The organism is Thalassospira sp. ABL2_045, assembly GCF_056161285.1.
In genome coordinates, this window is record NZ_JBSWYV010000005.1 from 199,228 (window position 1) to 219,892 (window position 20,665).

Consider the following 20,665-nt stretch of genomic DNA (forward strand, 5'->3'; position numbering starts at 1 on the left):
GATGACAGACAACCTGACCTGGGTAGAAGTCGGCCCCGCGACCAACATCCCGAAACAGGGTGCGCGCACCCTGCAAACCGAAACCGACCGGATCGCGATCTTCCGGACCCTTGATGATCAGATCTTTGCCCTGCTTGATCGATGCCCGCACAAACAGGGCCCGCTGGCACAGGGCATCGTGCATGGTCATTTCGTCACCTGCCCGCTGCATAACATGGTTTTCTCGCTTGAAACCGGCGAAGCACAGGGACCGGACGATGGGTGTGCAGCCAAGGTGGCCTGCGAGGTGATTGACGGGATCGTGCGGGTTGGCCTGACCGAGTTGCAAGCTGGATTGCGCCATGCGGGATGAGGTCAAAACAACCTGCCCCTATTGCGGTGTTGGCTGTGGCCTGATCATTTCGCCAACCCGTGACGGATGGGCCGTGGGCGGCGATCCCGATCATCCGGCAAACCTTGGGCGCATATGCTCCAAGGGGGCTGCCTTGGTCGACACCATCATGGCCGAGGAAGAACGCGATATTCGCCTTCTGGAACCGGAAGTCGATGGCGCTCAGGTAACATGGGATGCGGCGATTGGCGAAACGGCTTCGCGCCTTCGCGACACCATCGAAAAATACGGCCCCAAATCGGTGGCATTTTATGTCTCTGGCCAGCTCCTGACCGAGGATTACTACGTTGCCAACAAGCTGATCAAAGGTTTCATCGGATCACCACATATCGATACCAATTCACGACTTTGCATGGCATCGACTGTGGTTGGCCATAAACGTGCCTTTGGTGCTGATGTGGTGCCGGGTTGCTACGAAGACCTCGAAATTGCTGATCTGGTGATACTAACCGGGTCCAACCTTGCATGGTGCCACCCGGTCCTGAACCAGCGCCTGCGCGCAGCAAAGGAAAAACACGGCACCAAGATCGTCGTGATTGATCCGCGCAGAACGGCCAGTTGCGATATTGCAGACCTGCATTTGCCCATCAAACCGGGGAGTGACGTCGCACTATTTAATGGTCTGCTTGCCTGGCTTGATCAGACTGGCAATACCGACCTTAAATATGTCGCCCGCCATGTCAGCGGCTATGACGGCGCTGTGGCAGCCGCCCGCGCTGATTGCCCGGATATTGAAACAACCGCAAGAAAATGTGGGCTCGACACCCTTGAAAGTGCCAATGAAACTGACTCGGGTGTGGGAAAACTGGAAACGTTGTTTAACTGGTTTGCCGCCTTTGAACGTACCGTTACGGTGTTTTCGCAAGGTGTGAACCAGTCCTCAAGCGGATCGGACAAGGTCAACTCGATCCTGAACTGCCATCTGGCAACCGGACGGGTCGGCAAACCCGGTTCCAGTCCGTTTTCGGTCACCGGACAACCCAATGCCATGGGTGGACGCGAAGTCGGCGGGCTTGCCAATCAGTTGGCCGCACATATGAACCCCAATGATCCGATCGATGTTGATCGTGTGCGGCGCTTCTGGAAATCCGACGCCCTTGAACAAGGCGAAGGATACAAAGCCGTTGATATGTTCCGCGCCATTGAGCGCGGCGAAATCAAGGCTGTCTGGATTATGGCGACCAACCCCGCGGTGAGCCTTCCCGATGCCGATCGCGTTCGGCTTGCACTGTCGCGCTGCCCGCTTGTCATTGTTTCGGATGTCGCCAAGGACACCGACACATTGCGCCACGCCCATATCAAACTGCCCGCCGCTGGCTGGGCCGAAAAGTCCGGCACGGTAACCAACTCCGAACGCCGTATTTCGCGCCAACGCCCGTTCCGCAAGGCGCTCGGCAGTGCAAAGCCTGATTGGTGGATCATGTCCGAAGTCGCCAAGGCTATGGGATACGCCAAGGCCTTCAAATACAAGGACCCAAGCGACATCTTCGCCGAACATGCCGCCCTGTCCGAATTTGAAAATGAGGGCATGCGCACGTTTGATATCGGCGTCTGGCACAAGGCCAAGAAATCGACCTACGACGCGATGGAGCCGTTTCAATGGCCGGCATCGCGCAAACATCAGCCTCATGATGGCGCCACCCGCCTCTATGGTAATGGAAAATTCACGACTTCAAGCGGGCGGGCGAAGATGCTTGGCCTTGAACATACTGCCCCGCAATCACAAACTAGCCGTGATTACCCTCTGGTCGCCAATAGCGGCCGTTACCGCGATCAATGGCACACCATGACGCGAACGGGCACGGCCGCACGGCTCAGCGCCCATCGACCCGAACCGTTACTTGAAATCCATCCGAAGGATACCCTGCGCTTCGATCTCCATGATGGCGCGATTGCACGGATTAAAAGCCCGCATGGCAATGCGTTGATGCGTGTCGCGGTCACCGATGCGCAAACGCCGGGACAGGTTTTCATTCCAATGCACTGGAATGATGTCTTTTCGGCCGCGGGTGGGATTGGTCGACTACTGCCCCCCAATGTTGACCCCCACTCCGGCCAACCCGAAAGCAAACACATCCCCGTTGCGCTCGAACCGTTCATCGCCAAATGGCAGGGATTGCTGTTCTCAAGCACACCGGTTGATCTTTCCGGGCTGCCCTATTGGGTCGGGGCCACCGGCCCGGGCAGCATGATCTACGAAATCGCGGGGGATAGCCCGATCCTGTTTAAATCCCTGTTGCCTGTTATGGCGCAGAAGGACGATGAACAGATCATTGAATATTCCGATGCCAACAAGGGTGTGCATCGCTTTGCCCGGCTTGTTGGCGATCGCATCACCGGCGCGCTGTTCATCAGCCCGGATCGCCCGGTACTGGGCCGCGACTGGATTTCCAATCTGCTCAGCGCGAACACTATTGCACCTAACGAACGCAATGCCCTCCTGGCCGGGCGGATGCCTGATGCCGGGGCAATTAATGATCGCCTGATCTGTTCATGTTTCTCGGTCGGTCTGGCCGCGATCAGCACCGCCATATCTGAACAGAATGCTGTCACCGTGGCCGATATCGGCCGTTTGCTTCAGGCCGGAACAGGATGTGGATCCTGCTTGCCGGAGATAAAGGAGATTCTCGATGACGTATTACCGCGCGCTGCAGAATAATGCTTTGCACTCTCCAGCTTCCCCGGCGGACGCCAACCAGCCGGACGAAAAGTTTGTCTATTTCCCGGCCTTCGTGAAGGTACAGGGCAAGAAGGTTGTTGTGCTTGGGGGTGGCGATGTCGCCGCGGGCAAGCTCCGCCTTCTGTTGCGCAGTCATGCCGACATCACCGTGATTGCCCCCGAACTTTGCGATGATGTGGCAAAGATGCACGACAAAGGCCAAATCACATGGGAACGCGCGCCCTTTGTTGACACCATGATCAATGGCGCCGTGATGGTCTTTGATGCGACGGATAATCCGCACGTGACCAAGCGGGTCGAAGCGGCAACCAAGCGTCGAAACATCTTGCTGAATGTGGTTGATAAAACAGCACATTGCGATTTTATCGTTCCGGCCATTCTTGACCGTGCGCCAGTCATGATCACGATCTCGACCGGGGCTTGTGCTCCGGCTCTGGCGCGCATCTTGCGCCAACGGCTCGAAACCGTGTTTCCTGCAACACTGTCAAACATCGCAAAAATCGCCCGTGATGCCCGCGAAACAGTTGCAGGACACCTGACAGATGGCTTGTCACGGCAGCGTTTCTGGACCCGGTTCTTTCAGAACGCCTTGCGCGCTGATAATGGCGGAAACATCACGCAGAACAACCTCACGAACGATCTCCACCGCTTTGTCCCCCAAGGCAGCAGCGCTACCGTACCGTCCGGCCAATCCTTGCGCATTGAAGTCACCGCCGACAACGCCTACGAGATCCCGCACGGTGTTGCCCGCAACATCGAAACGGCAGACATCATTTTTCACGACGCTAATATCCCCACCGACATCCTGGCGCTGGCCCGCCGTGATGCCACTCTGACCAACCTCGACGCTTCCGCAGTTAACACCAACAACGGACAGACGCTGGATAAACAGATCAAGTTCTTCACACAGCAAGGCATGAACATTTTGCAGCTGTGCCGGGGATAATTTCAGTCCGGAATATTGAGAGCGATGGAGCAGTGATTACGCTTCGTAAACACTTGTCAGGTGCCACAAAAGGTGACATCCGACTTCTTGCGAAATCAATGCCTTGGCATTTCCGATTGTCAGATAAGTTGTCATTGATTGTCACAAAAGTTGACAAAAATCTGCAGAATTGACAGAAAAGCTGACAATTTTCATTTTCAGCGAAATGCCAAGATCAATCCCCTCTCATCAAATCTATTGAGGAGAGGGGAAAACACATATCAAGATTGATCTGGTCTAAAAGCGTGTTAATGTCCTAGTCGGTAATATGGCTAGTTCTGCCAATTTGCGGCAATCACAGTTTGCACATTCGAGAATGCATCGCTGTTACGATCAATCGTGTCTGCAATGACATCACCGACCCCGAACACTGACATCGCATCAATTAATGCCTGAACATTTTCCCCATCAAGCGATGCACCTGAACCAAGTTCGATGTAATTGACCAAATGGTTACCAGTTCCGTCAAACCAATCTGAGACCGTCAAATTGTCTTGGCGGCCAAGCAATTGGATCCCCAGATCTTCGCCGGTTGTCATTGGCTACGACCCAGATGACTTGCTTCCGTTCACTTCCCTCGACAGATAGTGTCGCATCACCAATCGTACTGCCCTCACCATACAAGGAAGCATCCGCCATAAGAGGGATCGAAGGATCCGTGACGACACTACTGGTATGGAAAACTGTTCCATTCTTGCTGTAACTGTCCGTTCCACTCTCATCGCGTGAGACCGTCAGAACATCGCCCAGCTGATAACTCCCCCCCCCCCCAGCCGCTCCTCTTGCGGCAACGTTTTCCTCGACATAGATCTTCCTTTCCGAATTCAGATAAATGCCTTAATCAATCGTCGCATAGTCGGCCCCGGAAGCTGTAGACGACAAGCCAACAACACGTGCATTGTTGGTTTCCGTTGCAATGACGCTCAGTGAACCGGCTCCGGTGAAGCTTTCCGAGGAATACGCGTCGCCATTCTAGCCCGCTCCACCCGAAATCTTCGTCAAAAGACCCGACTAGCCTGTGCCAATCTCGAAAATGGTTACATCGGTTGAATAGTTTGCTGCAATCCAATCTGCAAGACAGCGGTCACCTTCGGCAAACAGAGTTCCGTTTTCCAAGCGGCGCTCATAATATTCAAACGCACCTGGCTGAACAACTGCAAGCCTCTCGATGCGTTCCCGAACAACTGCTTCAACTGTTCAGATAATGGTATCAATGTTAAATTTCATTATGCTTCATGCAAAAGCAGGAGCGACAAAATCAGAGCGCAATAGTTGCACATCATAATGACAATCACGAGCACGAGACTTCAAAAACCGTCAAAAACCAAGTTGTATTGGTTAGCTTCCGAAAACTCGCGGAACATTTCATTCAATATGTCGCTGATTGTACATTCCCTTGAAAATTGGCATTTCGCTCTTGATAAACAGCACGATCACGTAGCCTAAATAAGGCACCCAGATCCTCCCCAGACACACATTCTCTGTTGCTATTTAAATCCAAAAGCTAGAACCGTCTTTCTCATTGAACTATCCAAACCAAAATATTGCTCAACATAGTCTGGGCCATATTTTCGCGCAGCATTCGTCCAGCTTGGATTGTTCAGTATATAAAGTAGTCGCTCTGCCAAATCCTGTGCAAGATCAGGTGTCTCTATATCGACAATCCATCCCGACTTCCCTTCAGCCACAACTTCTGCTGTGCCACCGACACGAGGGGCGACAACGGGCAAACCAACCGCTTGCGCTTCCAAAAGAACGTTTGGGCAACCTTCAACCCGCGACGTAAGGAGCAAAGCATCCATCATCGCGTATCGAGCAACAATTTCCTTATCATTTCCAACAAAATGGATGCGTTCGCCGAGACCAAGTTGATCGCCGAGTTGACGGGCAGCCGCCAACATCGGACCATCACCGACCAACATGAAATGACAATCGGGTCTATTGCGAGATACTTCGTGCATCGTCTGCACCCAAAGCAATGGTCTTTTTTCCTCGGAGCAACGCATAACCCCTCCGATAAGTGGCTGTTCCGGTGCAAGACCATAACTTTCCCGTAACGCGACCGATTTCTTTTTGCTATCTTGAAATTGTCGGCGCAGTTCTGCACCATCCAGAGCATTTGGTGTCACAAGATTCACGTCAAGTTTTAGATCAAGCCACTTCATATAGTCGCGTAGTCCTGCCAGACTGTTATTAGCCATTGCAACCCAAGGCAAGGAAAGCAATTCTCGATATGCCATGTGCATGTATGGAGCTAACCGTCGTGTGCTATCCGGCCTTAAACTGCGTGTCGACATCATAATGCGTGGCACACCAGCCAAAACGGCAACCGCCCCCCCGCTAAGAGCAACTGCGTCTTGCCACGCATGAACGATATCAGGTTTCAATTCCTGAAGGGCCACATAGAGCTTTTGCAGCCACTGGTTGCTTTGCTGGGGAAAGCAAGACAGCAGCGCAAGATCATGCTGCACCAGTTCGGATATTTTCGTGACATCTGTTGGAACTTTAATATCTTCGAGCGACATGACCTTAATGCCAGCGTTTTGCAAATCTTCAAGAAAGAAATCCGCCCAAGGTCCATTCGTCAGAGTTTGGACAATCACCGAAACCTTTGCAATTTCTGCACTGTTTTTGGTCAACGCAGATGCGGCGAGCGCAAACTGCCGCTCTGCGCCACCGGGCCCAAGTGATCGGCTGATCATCACGACGTGCGGTCGGCTTTTTCCATATGGCTTCGGCATGCCCCGCATCTTGGCCCGCCTTGTAATTTCCTCAAAGAGAATGTCAGGAATCTGCTGGGAAGGTCCCTCAAAGGTCCATCCATCATGCGCCACATCAATGCCTGTTTGTTCCAAAGCAGTATAGATACTGATCAAAGCGCCGGTAATTTCGAGATCGAGCGGATCGTGTTCACGCAACAAACGATAATATGGAAGCGCCTGCCCAATCCTGTTTTGCCGAAAATATAATCCGGCCAACGCTTTTATCACCTTTAGCGCGTTGTCACCTTGTCCGTCTTTCGTCAGTTCTTGAGCCTGCAACAACAGCGCCTCAGCGTCATCAAGACGCCGCCCTTCTTCAAGAACCTGTGCTTTTGCCAACAATCCATGAAAATCATCGGCAAATAAGCGATCAACGTGTTCGCATATCTCCGCAACGTCCTGCCATTTCTCCATTCGGACAAGGATACGGGTTTGCATTAACCAAGCCCTTAGCGAAAGCGGATCCAGACGGCTGACCTTTTGCCAGATTTCCCGAACCTCGTTCAGATCACTTTCAGAGTTCTCCACTTTGATTTTCAGCTTATTCGAGGCGATATTAGACCATGCCTCGATATGTTTTTCATCGACTTCCAGAACCTTTTGCCAGAGATCAATTAGTGAATGAAAATCAGCATCTTCCCGGCGGTTAACCATGCGTGCCAATTTCACCCGAGGGCGAACATCGTCAGGCACGGCAGCTTGCCAACGACGACAGAGATCGGCCACCTGGTCCAGATCTTTGCGTTTTTCGCATATACGCGTCAATTGCGCGTAGGCCTCAATATGTGATGGCAAAATTTGCAACACATGATTGTACACCTGTTCTGCTTCATCATCCTTGCCTTGATGAACATAGATCCGCCCGGTCTGAATAATGGCCTCGATATTTTCGGGAAACAGATGTGCTACTTGCGCCCATAGTGACAGCGCTTGCGGCCAGTTATGTTGTCTGCTGTGATAGCGCGCTAACCAGAACAACGCTTTTTCCGACTGCGGAAACCGTTGCAATATGGTTTCATATGTTTTCGCCAGTTCTGGCTGCGAGAGCTGATCACGAACAACGCTCACATTTCGATACAAGGGTCCTGGGTCGTCAGGCCGCAAATCGGACAATTTCAGCCAGATCCTGTTGGCGCAACTGTTCAAGCCCAGATCTTGCGCCAATCTGGCTTGCAGCAAAAGATGATCCTCATTCTCGGTCCTTTCACAAACAAACCGCGTCACATATTGGTTTTCCGTATCAAATTGTGCGTCTCGTAAACATTTGTGCCAATTACGAAAAGCCCAGTCTTTCTCAGCGGCAGCGCTACATTCATAAAGCTTGTTCCAGTAGGTACAGGCCTGTTCATATTCTGCCACCTGAGCTAAATGTTGCGTGATCCGTTTCAAAACCTCGATGTCTTCCGGACAGGCCAGATGAATTTCCTGCCAAAATGGCAAAGCTTTATCTTGATCAATCTCGCGCGCACATTTTTTCCAATTGCGTAAAGACCAATCGCGATCAAGTTCTGGTGCAACATAATAGAATTGTTTCCAGTAGTGACAGGCCTGTTCCAGTTTCCCATCGGTCTGTAGGGCCTGCGCCATCTTCTTACAGGCCAAGTGATCCGCTGTCAGAAAATCGACATAATTTTTGAGCTTGAGATATTTTCCCTTTTCGAAATCGTCAAATGCGTGTTTACGACAATGTTCTGCTTCCCTTCGAAACTCCGAAGTCGACAAAAACTCCTTTAGTGCTTGCAGATTCTGAATAACGGCTTTGTAGTCTTCTTGTTGCCAGGCGATCTGATACAAAGACCGATAGGCCTGCTCCTTGCAAACCCCGGAATGCAAAACATTAAACCATCTCTTCTTTTGATCGTTAATTGTGTCGGTGGCAATCAATTGCCTAAAAAGCTCTAAGAACCTGGTGTCATTCTCGGATATAGCAAGCAAGCACCCGAAGATACTTTCCCGGAGACGAACGCTTTGAGACACCACTCTGCATTGAGAAAGTTCTACAAGAAATGTCGCGTCTTCTTTGAAGATATCGATCAATAAAGTCAGATTCTGTTCCGACTGAGCCGAAGCTGTTAGCTCATAAAGAAGGGCACTGACTTTTTCACGTAATTGGTCCTTGGTGACAATACCAACCTGGTTAAACCAGTTGAAAACATACAGGTTTAACAACCCGCCCCAGCATTGCTGACGCCGATAGGCCAGTTCCAGATAGCGCTGTATTTTCGCGGTATGGGGGTCTGCATCGCGGTATAGCTCCAGCAGGCGGATCGCATCTGAAAACCTGTCAATTCTGGTGGCAATTCGGCCTGCCTGAAAGAGATGTTCGATTTCGTCAGGTTCAATTCGAGACAATTTCAGCCAGATTGGATAGGCATCCCGCCACATACTGCGTCTGTTGTAAATGCGAGCCATTAACTTCAAAGCTCTGGTGTTTTCCGGCTCATGTCTCAGAACCGATGCTGCAAACGACAAAACTTTGTCGTCGTCGCCCTCTTTATAAGCCGCTTGCGCAGCCAAAAGGCTTGAACGTACTGATGACATTACACGTTCCTGCCAGACAAACTGAAAGGCTCCGCAATCGGGGAAGAGCCATCCCCGTCGATGAAAGTCCGGAACCACAACTCAAGCATCAACAAGGCCCATAATCGGGTACCATGATCCTCTACACCGTCGTGATGGGCCTGCAACATGTCCCTTATGAAGGCAGGACGAAACAGCCCTCTCTCCTGACTCTTCTGACTAAGCAGAATATCCCGTGTTGGTTCATAAATTTCCTTTGCCAGCCAGTGCGTCACCGGAACACGAAAACCCATCTTGGGGCGCAATGTTATGCCTTGTGGCAGAAAAGGGCTAATTGCGGCCTTTAACAGGCCTTTGCTCTCGCCATTGAGGCGACGCACCCCTAGGGGCAACATTGAAAGCCATTCGACCAGATGATGATCCATGAAAGGCGACCGCACTTCCACTCCGTTCGCCATACCAGCAATGTCCATTTTGACCAGAATATCGTCTGTCAGATATGTTCTCTGATCAAAATAAGCTGCTGCGATTTCAGGTACCAGACCAGCTTGAAACAATGAAGCATAACGCTCACTTATGCTATGCCCGAGTTGCGGTAACAAACGATGTTCGTAAGCCGCAACTTTGTGACGTTCACGGAATTTTTCCATCAAATAGATGTAGGCATCAAAAAGTGACGGAGACCTTTCGGGATAGAACGACATGCGCCGCCGATTGAGGGGCGTATCCTCGGTAGCGTGACCAGCAATCATGTCTGTCAGTTTCTCGTATCGAGTATATCCCAACAACAACTCATCCGCACCATCTCCGGACACCGCCACTTTGACTTTTTGCGATATTTGTTGCGAAAGCCCGTAGCTCACCAATGCCGAACTATCCGCATAGGGTACATCATAGTGCCAAACCACCCGCGCTAACATGTTCAGCAAGCTATCATCCATCACAAATGAATGATGATCCGTACCAAGATGCGTGGCTACTGCACGGGCACTGTCAGTTTCATCATATCCGTCATGGTCAAACCCGACCGAAAAGGTTGACAGGGGCCGATCCCCCTGAGGAATCATCCGGGCGCATACAGCAGAAGAATCAACCCCGCCTGACAGGAACGCTCCAACTTCAAGGTCGGCGATCTGGCGATATTTGACAGCCGTATCAAATCTGCACAAAAATTCCTCGCACCAGACGAGCTCTGAAACATGACCTGTTTGAGATGCGATCTCAGATGGATAGGGAGGAGCCCAATATTGACGAATTTGGGATGTCATGTCTGTCCCAACCTGCAAAAAACACCCTGCGGGCAAACGGTGAACTCCCTGAAATCCAGTACCTTCACCGACCGTATATCCAAATGTCAGGAAATCATGAATGCTGGCATAATCCGGGGAACGCACAACATTCGGCCAACTCAAAAGCGCCTTAACTTCCGATGCAAACAACAACGTACCATTGGAAAAACTGTAATATAACGGTTTTTGGCCCATTCGATCTCTGGCTAAGAAGAGATGTTTTTCTCTGTCGTCCCAAATTGCGAAGGCAAACATTCCGCGCAAATGCGCCAAAACCCCCTGTCCCCATTCTGCGTAACCTCTAAGAACCACTTCCGTATCACAATGGCTAACGAAGCGGTGCCCCTTGGCCTCCAACCGGGCACGGATCTCGCCGTGATTATATACCTCGCCGTTATAAGTGATGCTCAATTCGCGCTCCGTGCCACAATGCATCGGCTGCTTGCCACTCTCACTGAGGTCAATGATTGCAAGACGAGTATGCGCAAAACCAACCCGACCATTTTCCCACACACCATTGCCATCCGGTCCCCGATGGTGCAGCAGATGTGACATTCTTTCGAGCCGTCTAACAAACTCTTCGGAGTTCAGACGTGTTCCAGATAGCAACGCACCTGCAATACCACACATAAGCTAACCCCGTTTTCTATTTGACTGTTGAATACAAGCTGACGGTGTCGGATACCATCTTTTCCAGTCGAAAATTTTCTGTCATGCGTTTGATCGCGATTTGGCGCGCTTGCTTTCTCCAGGACAAATCGCGCAAACTTTCAAGAACTCTCTGAGCAAGCTCTTCTGCGCAGGCTGCGTAGGTTTTTTCACTTTCATCAACGGACACACCCACCGTTTCCGGCGGCTCCGGCAAGGGAACAACCCATCCGGTTTTACCGTGTAAAATGACCTCTTCGGTACCACCTGCGGCGGTTGCGACAACGGGAAGCCCCATTGCTTGCGCCTCCATCACCGCATTTGGCAGCCCTTCCACCAAAGATGTCATCAAAAACAGATCCATTTTATTCAAGTACTGAGTCACATTTCGCACTTGGCCTGGAAGGAAAAAGTGATCTTCAAGCCCTTGTGCAGCGAGCTTTCCCAAGAAACCGGCGCGCAACGGACCATCCCCCACCAGAAGAAACTGACAATTGGGCTGGTGCTTTAAGACAATTTTGGCAACCTTCAACCAGAGATTTGGGTTTTTCTGCCATACAAAGCGGAACACGGCACCAATCACAGGCCCTGAAAGTTCCGGAATACCTGGGCCCTTGTCTTGTTCTTGTTGTGGCTCAAGATCCAATCTGTCCACATCAAGCCCATTATGAATAAACGAGGCTTTCTCTGGGGCCAGCCCCAGCCATTTTGCATATGCCTTTGCAGTAAGACGACTATTGGTGCACAGATGAACGGACTTTTCCGCGCACAGGGTCTGATAAACCGACTTGATGTAATCAGGAGACTGAATACACGAGCGCGGATGAAATGGTGGGGATGTACGACCAGACAAAATGATCTTCGGAACACCCGCAATGTAGGCCGCCAACCCTGCGGCACAATTAAGGGAATCCTGCCAAATATGAACGATTGCAGGCGTTGACAAACGAAATGTTTCATAATGGGCAACGACCTGCTTGCGATAGCCATCCGGCAGCAAATCAACCAGTTTTTGAATCTCTCTATCGTTGAAAGAGACTTCATCTGGGGGCGCTGGCTCGATGATACGAACATGTAGATCGCTTAAAAGAGATGCATAAAAACCATCATTTTTTCCCGCCCGGTTCAGATGGGTAACGAGCATAAGATTACGCCACCCGGCTTTGGCAAGCCCTTGTAACGTCATGGCAACTTGTCGTTCGGCCCCTCCTCCGCCCAAGGATCGTGTTACCAATGCAATTCCACTATCACTTTTGCCCCTCAGTGCAGGGCTTTTCAGTTTTACATGGTTGACAATGGCCTGCACCACCGTGTCGGGCACCCGAATATCGAGCACTGTGTCTTCCAGACCAGAAAGGCTGTCAACCGTGTTGCAAACCTGTCGCCATTCCTGCGGCATGTCGTCTTGGACCGAGCCATAATACCGGCGAATACGTTCATCGGCCTTGCCAAGATGTCCCTGTCTTATGAAAAACCCGATCAGTTCCGGTTCGTAATTGGCCTCGCGGCATCGTGCTTCCAATTCATCCCGAAGCTGATAAGCACCGATACGCTGAGCCATATCCAATAACATGGCAAAGTTTTCTCGATGATCGACAAGAAATTGCACGGCTGTCTTTAAATAACCCAAGGCTTGTTCGTCATCTTCCAGACGATAGCAACTTTCAATCAGATCTTGCCAAGCTCTGTTGTTTTGGGGGCGAAGCAGGGTCCATTCCTTCGCCATCTCGCGCAACGCATCCCAGCAACGCTGACGTCGATATATCCATGCCATCAAGCGGTAGGTTTCATCTTGGGGACCATGCGTTTTTCCAAGATGATGCAGCATACCTGCTGCCTGATCAAGATGACCGGCCTTGATGCGGGCCCGGATGGCCCGAAATGCCGTTGCCGTGCGACGATCCCTGCCAAACAGGGCCCACCATATTTCAGCGGCATCGCCATAGTCTTCGGCCTGAAAACACATTCTTGCCTTGCGCTCTGCAAGCAAAGGATCATCTGGGTGCCATTCATATGCCCGGGTGATGGCGCACGCCAAAACATCCGGTGGCCAGTCTCCTCTTTCCAAATCCTTGACATACCTGAGCCAGTATTCGGCACGCGATCCATGGGAATCGATATATTTTTCCAAGGTATATCGCGCACGATCCTCATGCCTCAATTTCAAGTGGCACTTTATCATCCGATCAAGAACACTCTGTCCGAACCTGTCATCCCTTACCGCGCTTGTCTCGGGCAGAATATCTTGCAAACATTCAAGGGCATTATGCCATTGCCCACCAAGCTCATAATGGCGTGCGAGTTTACTCCGATCTTTCGAGCTGATTCGGCCCGATATTTTCAGTCCCTCCAGATGAGAGATTAACGCCGCTTCCTGTCCTGAAAGCTGCATGGCCTTTTGCAACAAAGTCTCGTATTTTTCTGCATCGTCCCTAAAGGCAAACGCCTTTTCACACAAGGATACAACCAGCTCGTATTCCTGTTTCTCAAACAAAGCTGCTACGGATTGATACGGAGGCAGAAAATCCAGCAAAAACCCAGGAGTGCGTTGCCAAAGCTGCCCCCATTCAAGCAAATCGCCTTCGTGCGGCGGCAATGCAAGACAGGCACTCTGAAAATCCATATCTGCAGGAAACTTGCGAATTCCCAACCACGAAATTTTCGATGCCAATTTCTTACGCCCTTTACGACGATAGAAATACACCAGCTTTTTGAAGGGAAACGGATCATTTGGCAAAAGACGACAGACATTGCGCCAATTCGCTGAGACCTTGTGAGCGGGACCAAATTTTTCAAGCGCGACAGCACGCCTAAGAACCGCAGTTTTATATTCCGGGTCCATGGAAAGTATGCGATCACAGGCTTGCACGACATCTTGGAAACGCGAAAGCTTTTGTGCCGCGAGGCTCCATTCAAGCGCAAATTTTATCTTTTCTGGTTCCGCATCTGAGAGCTGCTGCCAATATGCAGCTTTATCCTCCCAAGTCCCATCGTTCAACTGACACTCGCTTGCGATATTTATCGTTTCCGAACTTATCTAGGCTCAAGCCAAATTAACAGGTCCTGAGCCTCAGAATAATATATACTGAACAGACTTAAAAAGAATTCATTCACAAACCAATGTCATCGTATCGATATCCTTGTAAATTAGAGCGATTAAATTGAAACTTATAGTCCAGATTCCGTGCTACAATGAAGCGTCGTACATCGCCGATGTTCTGATGGCTGTCCCGAAACAAATTGATGGCATTAAAACCATTGAAACGGTCGTGATCGACGATGGCTCCACAGACGGGAGTGCCCAAGTCGCCCGAGATGCCGGCGCAACTTATGTTTTAAAACATCACCAGAATTTGGGGCTGGCAACCGCCTTCACAAGCGGCATGAAAAAATGCCGGGAGCTGGGTGCCGATATCGTGGTTAATATTGATGCTGATGGTCAATACAATGCTGCCGAAATCCCGATTTTGATTGCCCCCATACGCGAAAAATCTGCGGATCTCGTTATCGGCGACCGACGCCCTGACAAGCTGGAACACTTTTCGCTATCCAAACGCTTCATGCAAAAGCTGGGCAGTCGCATCGTCAGTAGCCTGTCACGCCTGAACATACCCGACACTACCAGCGGCTTTCGTGCCTATTCAAGAGAAGCCCTTTATCGCCTTACAATCGAAACAAATTTCAGCCATTCTCTCGAAACAATCTTGCAAGCGCATCAGAAGAAACTCGTCGTCTGCTCGGTACCGATCTCGGCGGCTCATACGCAACGACAATCCCGATTGGCCAAGTCATCCTATCATTTCGTATGCAGGTCGATTGTCACCATTCTGAGGGTAATCACATATTACCGACCTTTGCCCCTGTACTGGGGATTGGGCGGGGTATTGATACTTGTCGGCATCAGCTCGTTTCTGCGTTTTTTATGGTTCTATTTTGTGAGTCAAGACGGCGAGGGTCACATACAGTCTCTTGTTATTGGTGGCTCTTTTATCGCAATTGGCTTTACGACCTTACTTTTTGGAACCCTTGCCGATCAAACCAACAAAAATCGCAGAATACTCGAAGATATCAGCGCACGACTTCACATTCTGGAAAACCATATCAAGTCGAAAAAATAACCCGCTGGCAGCCTTTTATCCTGTGAGAACACTTTTCCGCAGGCATTTTGGGCGTCGTCCGTACTGCATTAAAGAATGCAGTACAACAATAAACAGCAACCTACAATACAATTCTAGGCTCAGTTTAGGTGTTGCAGCATTCCGGAAAAGTGCTGCCTTGGTTGTCAGATTAAGGACAGCTTTCAGGCCCCGATTTCTGCTTGCAGCTCTTTGACCTTGGACGCATTTTTCTCCACACCCTGCCCTTGTTCATACATATATATCAAACGTGCGACACGCCCTGTGTTGCCCATGTCGAGAGCCTTATGATACCAAGTTGCCGCTTCGGAAAAATCCTTGTTGCCGAGGGCTCCGGAATAGTACAGATCCCCAACCTCAATGGCAGCGACAGGTAATTTATCTGCAACAGACTTATAGGTTATCAGCGCTTTTTGAATATCCGGCGAACCGAGTTTTCCACTTTGATAAAGATGCCCCAAACGCAGTTTGGAATACGGTTTGGTAATTGGATCATTTTCAAGTTGCTCGGCATAAATAGTATAAGCCGTCATTGCACCGTTAGGATCTTTCGGACCGCCCACCCCTGCAGCTAACATGTCAGCATAACGTCCAGCACGCTGGTAGCTGTCATTGGCAACTGCAACCGCATATAACCGACGAGCCGTCTCAAAGTCGCCATTGTCATAGGCAACATCGCCACCCAAACGTGCAGATGACGCATCGCCGACAGAAGCGCCAACCTCATAGAGAGCCATAGCGCGATCATATTGTCTCTCGACACCGTGTCCAGACACGTAGAGGCTTGCCAAAACACGGTTTTCCCATTGCGACCGCTGATCCCCCAATTCCTCAAGATTGGCGGCAGCCTGGGCCCAATACTGGTTTGCCTTGGCCAAGTTCGCAGCAATACCTTCGCCATTGGCATACATTGTTCCTAAACGGGAAAGCCTGGTGTTCGAGCCAAGTTCGACCGATTTCAAATACCAACCAAGAGCCTTGGACTTGTCTGGTTTGTTCAGCCCTTCTCCAGCATAATAAATGTCGCCAATAATACGCGCATTTAGACCATTCTCTTCATCCGCGATTCCTTCAAGAAGAGAAATTGCCTTTTCACCATCGGCCTTACCGCCGAGACCATTAGCGTACATGTGGGCCAAGCTGCGCTTGATAGATGGATGCACAAAAGCATCTTCTGCAAGTCCCCCCTCGTGATACGCAATGTAGCGGGTGTAATACCGATTTGCCTTTTCCATATCGACATTTACGCTAACACCCTTGGCATATATATCCCCCAACTGACGCAAACGTTCGATGTCCCCGGCCTCATCAGCCAAGGTATACCACCTCAAAGCCGACGCCATATCAACAGGCTTACCCAGACCGTTATACTCAATATCACCGGCCAATCTTGCTAGGGTGCCGATTTCTGCACCATCATGGCTTTCGATAAGATCAAGAGCAGCCTGAGCGTTTGCAGGCGTGCCCTGGCCCCGGGCATACATACTTGCGAGTATCATCACATCATTAGTCTGCAAACTCTGTTTGCCTTCGTAAAGGCGAATGGCAATTGCCCAGAATTTTTCGGCTTTTGCAGCATCGTAGAACTCACCATCGCTACGGCCATATATGTCACCAACCGTTTTGGCATATCTATCATGCTTTCCAGATGGATCTTGAACCGCCTTTTCATACCACATAAGTGATTTGGCTGTGTCGCTTTCCACACCTATACCGCGGGCATACATCGTCCCCAAATAGGCCATAGCTTCATAATCACCATTTCCTGCAGCTTTCAGAAAATATTCCTCTGCACGCTCAGGCTGTCCAATATCAACCTGCTGGCGACCGGCCCAGTAATAATGATCATTATAAAGTTCGGGGAATGATGTCTGAATAGAACAAGCAGAAGTAGTTACTGCCAAGCCAACAAATGCAATTCCAATACGACGATTCATCTTCGTTCCCTTACAACTCGAAATAACGAGAGGTGCAATATATAAAATCTAAATATAAAATCTAAAATGTCACTTTAACAAAAACTGAACTCAGATTTCGCGAAATATTGACATTCTGCGCATTACTGTCACGCATACGGTGTTCATACTGAGCCCCAACAAGCCATTTTTCAGTCAAAGAATATTCCGCACCAAGGGCACCAACATAATAATCATCTTTGCGTACACCGCCACTGGCTGCCGAGGAACTGCGGCGATATGTGCGATCTTTCACACTTAATTCACCGCTGATACTCAGGTTACGGACAATCTCATACGAGATACTTGCCGATGCAGAGTCTGAAACAATAACCGAAGTCGTCCCGCTGGTGGTGGGATTGAAATCACGCCATACCCTAAAACGTGCTTCCCAGGCATCTGACACCATCCATCGAACATCAGCATTATAGGCAAAGGCCGATGTATTGTTGAAGTCTTCTGAAGCGTAGTCATAATTCTGGTATCCAGCCCAGAAATCTGCGGTCAGCCTTGACGGAACATTGTAGCGGACTCCGGCAGCGACAAGATATCCATCATTGTCACGCACGTTGGAAATCTCTGAATCGTGAAACTCACGATCCGAAACTTCCGCTTTGACATAAGCCGTCGTGTTCGGAGCAACCAAATATCCAGGCTGAACGTAGATATAGGTCTCACCATAATTACGATCACTGTTGGAAATCAGGCTGCCATTTCGGCGATAGGTATCTTTATAGTCACGGAATCGATACCCGACACCACCGTCAAGAACGTAACGATTAATTTGGTAGTTTGCATCGAGACCAAAACTCCCAATGTAACTTTCTGTGTCCGATACCGGCGTCGCCTCGGGATCTTCATATGTATTCCCCCGCGCCGTCACCGCACGCCGGACATCCCCACTAAACTTCATGTTGAACTGATCGGAGAAATCGTGCTTCCAGCTGCCAATCACACGAAACTGTTCATTATTTTGTTCTGAATGGTCGGCATAGCGGTTGGCTTCAGCATTGAGTCTCAGAATAACATCGTCGCTTTCACGAAGACTGCGTGCCGTAAGCTTGCCAATAAGCTGGGTAATAAAGTCTTCTTCCTCATCGGAGCTGGAAGAAAAGATGTTATCATCATAGGTCAACTCTGTCTCAGCGTCTGCCGAGATTGTCATCGAGCCGCTTTTATAAAATTCGGCAAGAGCTGTTTGCGCGAAAGCAGTACTGAAAACAATGGCCGTTGCAACCCCGACACTAGATTTCAGAACAAGCTTGAAACCACTCGCACTAACAGACATCGCAATCTTCTCCTTGAGCAATCGCATGTGGCCTAACAGCCACCTTCGGTCCATTCCGCTACAAGCACCAGACTATTCATCGTAATAACATTGCAGCTACTTTATACTTCTATGTATACGAAGATCAGGTAGCATTTCTGATGATATGCATCAAGTTGATATGATTGATATTTAAGCCAAGGCGGAAGGACAATGTGATATTATGCGCTATGACATATGGAATCTTCCGTCTTGAACATTCTGCTCGACATTGCGCATCCGGTTGACAGCCATTTTTACAAAAAACTTGCCCCACTACTCGAACAAGATGGGCATAACGTATTTTGGGCAGGACGCCACAAGGAAGTGACCAATGCCCTTCTTCAGAAGGAGCACGCTGTACTGTTTAGCACAGTACCGCGTCAAACACGTTTTGGGCAGGCTGTTGAGCTCATTCAACGAACAAAAAAACTAATAACGGCCTGTCGCCGTTATAATATCTCGCTCATTCTTACCAAAAATCCTACTGGCGCATTAGCCGCAAGAACCCTTGCCATTCCGGCTGTTTACAACACAACCGATGGCAAAGCATCCGGCCTTCATTACCAAATCGCCCGTTACACCGCACGACTTATAACCTGTGAAATCGACGCTGATTGCATTTTTGATCATAAACACTTGATATATCGGGGGCATCTTCATGCCTCTTACCTTCACCCGAAATATTTTTCCCCAGCTCCTGACATCAAACAGGCTTTAGGTCTTCATCCGGGTGAAAACTATTATATCCTTCGCTTTAGCGCCTATAACGCCTCTCACGACCACGGGCATCGCGGACTTGATGATCAAGACAAGAAATGGCTTGTCTCATATCTCAAAACCAAGGGAGAAGTCTTTATCTCAAGTGAAGTCCCTCTCTGCGAGGATATGGCGCAATACGCGGTGCCCTTGCCAGCGGAAAAGTTTCTTGATGTTCTCTGTGGTGCCTCTGGTGTCATTGGCGACGGTATTTCAGTTGCGATTGAAGCGGCTTTGTTGGGCACACCATCGATATGCGTCTCAAGCTACATAATGACATTAAAATATGCCAAATCTCTGGCGGAAAAGCTTGAACATCTTCATATCTTGCCCCCCATTCCCAGTCAAAAAAATCCAGATCACCTATCGCTCAGAACATGGATCGAACACAGCCTAAGATACCAAAAGGCAACAGATGTCTCTCTTGAGGATTTCTGGCGTCAGCAAGTGGATCTGATCGAATGGTACCGTGATCTGGTCAAAAAATTTCAAACGGATGAGATCTAGACATATCCAGAATGGTATTGATTCCCCATTTTTTCAGAGCAAAGACAAATTTTTCCTGCCCAAACTTCTGATATTCTTGCTCCTGTTCCGCCCCACGCTTGGTCAAGGTCTGGGACGGAAAATATTCATAGACATATCGATTGCGACGAAAGGGTGTAAAATCGGGATTATCTGTGAAAAAAACAGGTCGGAACCTTCTTGTTCGACATTGATTTTCAAAAATTTTCCCAACAATCTGTCCAGTCTCCTCGGTGCTGCATGCAAATGTCAAAATGGCAATCACCAGGTCGGTCTGATTATTCAAACCATAACATCCCAGCCCCGGGTTCACGCTGGCCGGAGGCAAACTGCATGCCGTCTGGAAATATGCCGGGTCGAAATCTTTTACCAGCATCATATCATCACACTGATAGCGTGTCATACTCGGGACATCCTGGCGGGCGTCACCTGTCTCTGATTCTTTCGCAAGCAGGGCTTCCAAGGCAGCTAATCTCAGATACTGGTTCTCGACCAGCTCGCGGGTCCGCATCAATTGAAATTCCAGGAGCCGTATCCGTTCTGACGCTGCCTTTTTATTCATTTTCTGCGACCTTCGACATTCTAAAGCATGTTGTGTTTAATCTGCGATTTTGCCGGAGACATTCTTTTACCCGGTACGGAAAAGGGCCTAGCGGGGCTGACGGTTAACCAGACCCATAGAGCCTCAATATTGCGGCGTCTGTCGGTG

At 49.8% G+C, this 20,665-nt stretch carries 12 protein-coding genes; 5 read left to right on the plus strand and 7 right to left on the minus strand.

Annotated features, from left to right (window positions below):
- Position 1: 1 nt before the first annotated feature.
- The 3 genes from nirD to ACXAIA_RS10075 are packed head-to-tail and all read left to right on the plus strand — an operon-like array spanning position 2 to position 4,017.
- Positions 2 to 352 (plus strand): nitrite reductase small subunit NirD, encoded by a 351-nt coding sequence (gene nirD, locus ACXAIA_RS10065; protein WP_475349203.1) that lies wholly within the window; start codon positions 2 to 4, stop codon positions 350 to 352.
- The gene (locus ACXAIA_RS10070) at positions 342 to 3,050 is read left to right on the plus strand and encodes a molybdopterin-dependent oxidoreductase (protein ID WP_475349204.1); all 2,709 of its coding nucleotides are present in this window, start codon (positions 342 to 344) and stop codon (positions 3,048 to 3,050) included. The genes nirD and ACXAIA_RS10070 overlap by 11 nt, the downstream gene beginning before the upstream one ends.
- Complete coding sequence (locus ACXAIA_RS10075; RefSeq protein ID WP_475349205.1) at positions 3,022 to 4,017, plus strand: precorrin-2 dehydrogenase/sirohydrochlorin ferrochelatase family protein; 996 nt, start codon at positions 3,022 to 3,024, stop codon at positions 4,015 to 4,017. The genes ACXAIA_RS10070 and ACXAIA_RS10075 overlap by 29 nt, the downstream gene beginning before the upstream one ends.
- Positions 4,018 to 4,328: 311 nt before the next feature.
- On the opposite strand, the gene ACXAIA_RS10080 is transcribed toward ACXAIA_RS10075, so the two are convergent.
- From ACXAIA_RS10080 to ACXAIA_RS10095, 4 genes are all read right to left on the minus strand, one after another.
- The gene (locus tag ACXAIA_RS10080) at positions 4,329 to 4,595 is read right to left on the minus strand and encodes a calcium-binding protein (RefSeq protein WP_475349206.1); all 267 of its coding nucleotides are present in this window, start codon (positions 4,593 to 4,595) and stop codon (positions 4,329 to 4,331) included.
- A 948-nt stretch (positions 4,596 to 5,543) separates the two neighbouring features.
- The gene (locus ACXAIA_RS10085) at positions 5,544 to 9,359 is read right to left on the minus strand and encodes a glycosyltransferase (RefSeq protein WP_475349207.1); all 3,816 of its coding nucleotides are present in this window, start codon (positions 9,357 to 9,359) and stop codon (positions 5,544 to 5,546) included.
- Positions 9,359 to 11,257, minus strand: a complete 1,899-nt coding sequence (gene asnB / locus ACXAIA_RS10090; protein ID WP_475349208.1) for an asparagine synthase (glutamine-hydrolyzing) — start codon at positions 11,255 to 11,257, stop codon at positions 9,359 to 9,361. The genes ACXAIA_RS10085 and asnB overlap by 1 nt, the downstream gene beginning before the upstream one ends.
- Before the next feature lie 16 nt (positions 11,258 to 11,273).
- Positions 11,274 to 14,273 carry a glycosyltransferase gene (locus ACXAIA_RS10095; protein ID WP_475349209.1) on the minus strand — a complete coding sequence of 1,000 codons (3,000 nt, stop codon included), beginning with the start codon at positions 14,271 to 14,273 and terminating at the stop codon, positions 11,274 to 11,276.
- A 163-nt stretch (positions 14,274 to 14,436) separates the two neighbouring features.
- Here ACXAIA_RS10095 and ACXAIA_RS10100 point away from each other — a divergent pair, with 163 nt between their 5' ends.
- Positions 14,437 to 15,393, plus strand: a complete 957-nt coding sequence (locus tag ACXAIA_RS10100; protein ID WP_475349210.1) for a glycosyltransferase family 2 protein — start codon at positions 14,437 to 14,439, stop codon at positions 15,391 to 15,393.
- A 182-nt stretch (positions 15,394 to 15,575) separates the two neighbouring features.
- Here ACXAIA_RS10100 and ACXAIA_RS10105 read toward each other — a convergent pair whose 3' ends face one another.
- Positions 15,576 to 17,348 (minus strand): tetratricopeptide repeat protein, encoded by a 1,773-nt coding sequence (locus ACXAIA_RS10105; RefSeq protein WP_475349211.1) that lies wholly within the window; start codon positions 17,346 to 17,348, stop codon positions 15,576 to 15,578.
- A 61-nt stretch (positions 17,349 to 17,409) separates the two neighbouring features.
- Positions 17,410 to 18,654 (minus strand): outer membrane beta-barrel protein, encoded by a 1,245-nt coding sequence (locus ACXAIA_RS10110; RefSeq protein ID WP_475349212.1) that lies wholly within the window; start codon positions 18,652 to 18,654, stop codon positions 17,410 to 17,412.
- Positions 18,655 to 18,885: 231 nt separating this feature from the next.
- On the opposite strand from ACXAIA_RS10110, the gene ACXAIA_RS10115 reads away from it, so the two are divergent.
- Complete coding sequence (locus ACXAIA_RS10115; protein ID WP_475349213.1) at positions 18,886 to 19,938, plus strand: hypothetical protein; 1,053 nt, start codon at positions 18,886 to 18,888, stop codon at positions 19,936 to 19,938.
- On the opposite strand, the gene ACXAIA_RS10120 is transcribed toward ACXAIA_RS10115, so the two are convergent.
- On the minus strand, positions 19,910 to 20,518 hold the full coding sequence (locus ACXAIA_RS10120) for a hypothetical protein (protein ID WP_475349214.1): 609 nt from the start codon (positions 20,516 to 20,518) through the stop codon (positions 19,910 to 19,912). The two genes, ACXAIA_RS10115 and ACXAIA_RS10120, sit on opposite strands and share 29 nt — an antisense overlap.
- Positions 20,519 to 20,665 lie beyond the last annotated feature (147 nt).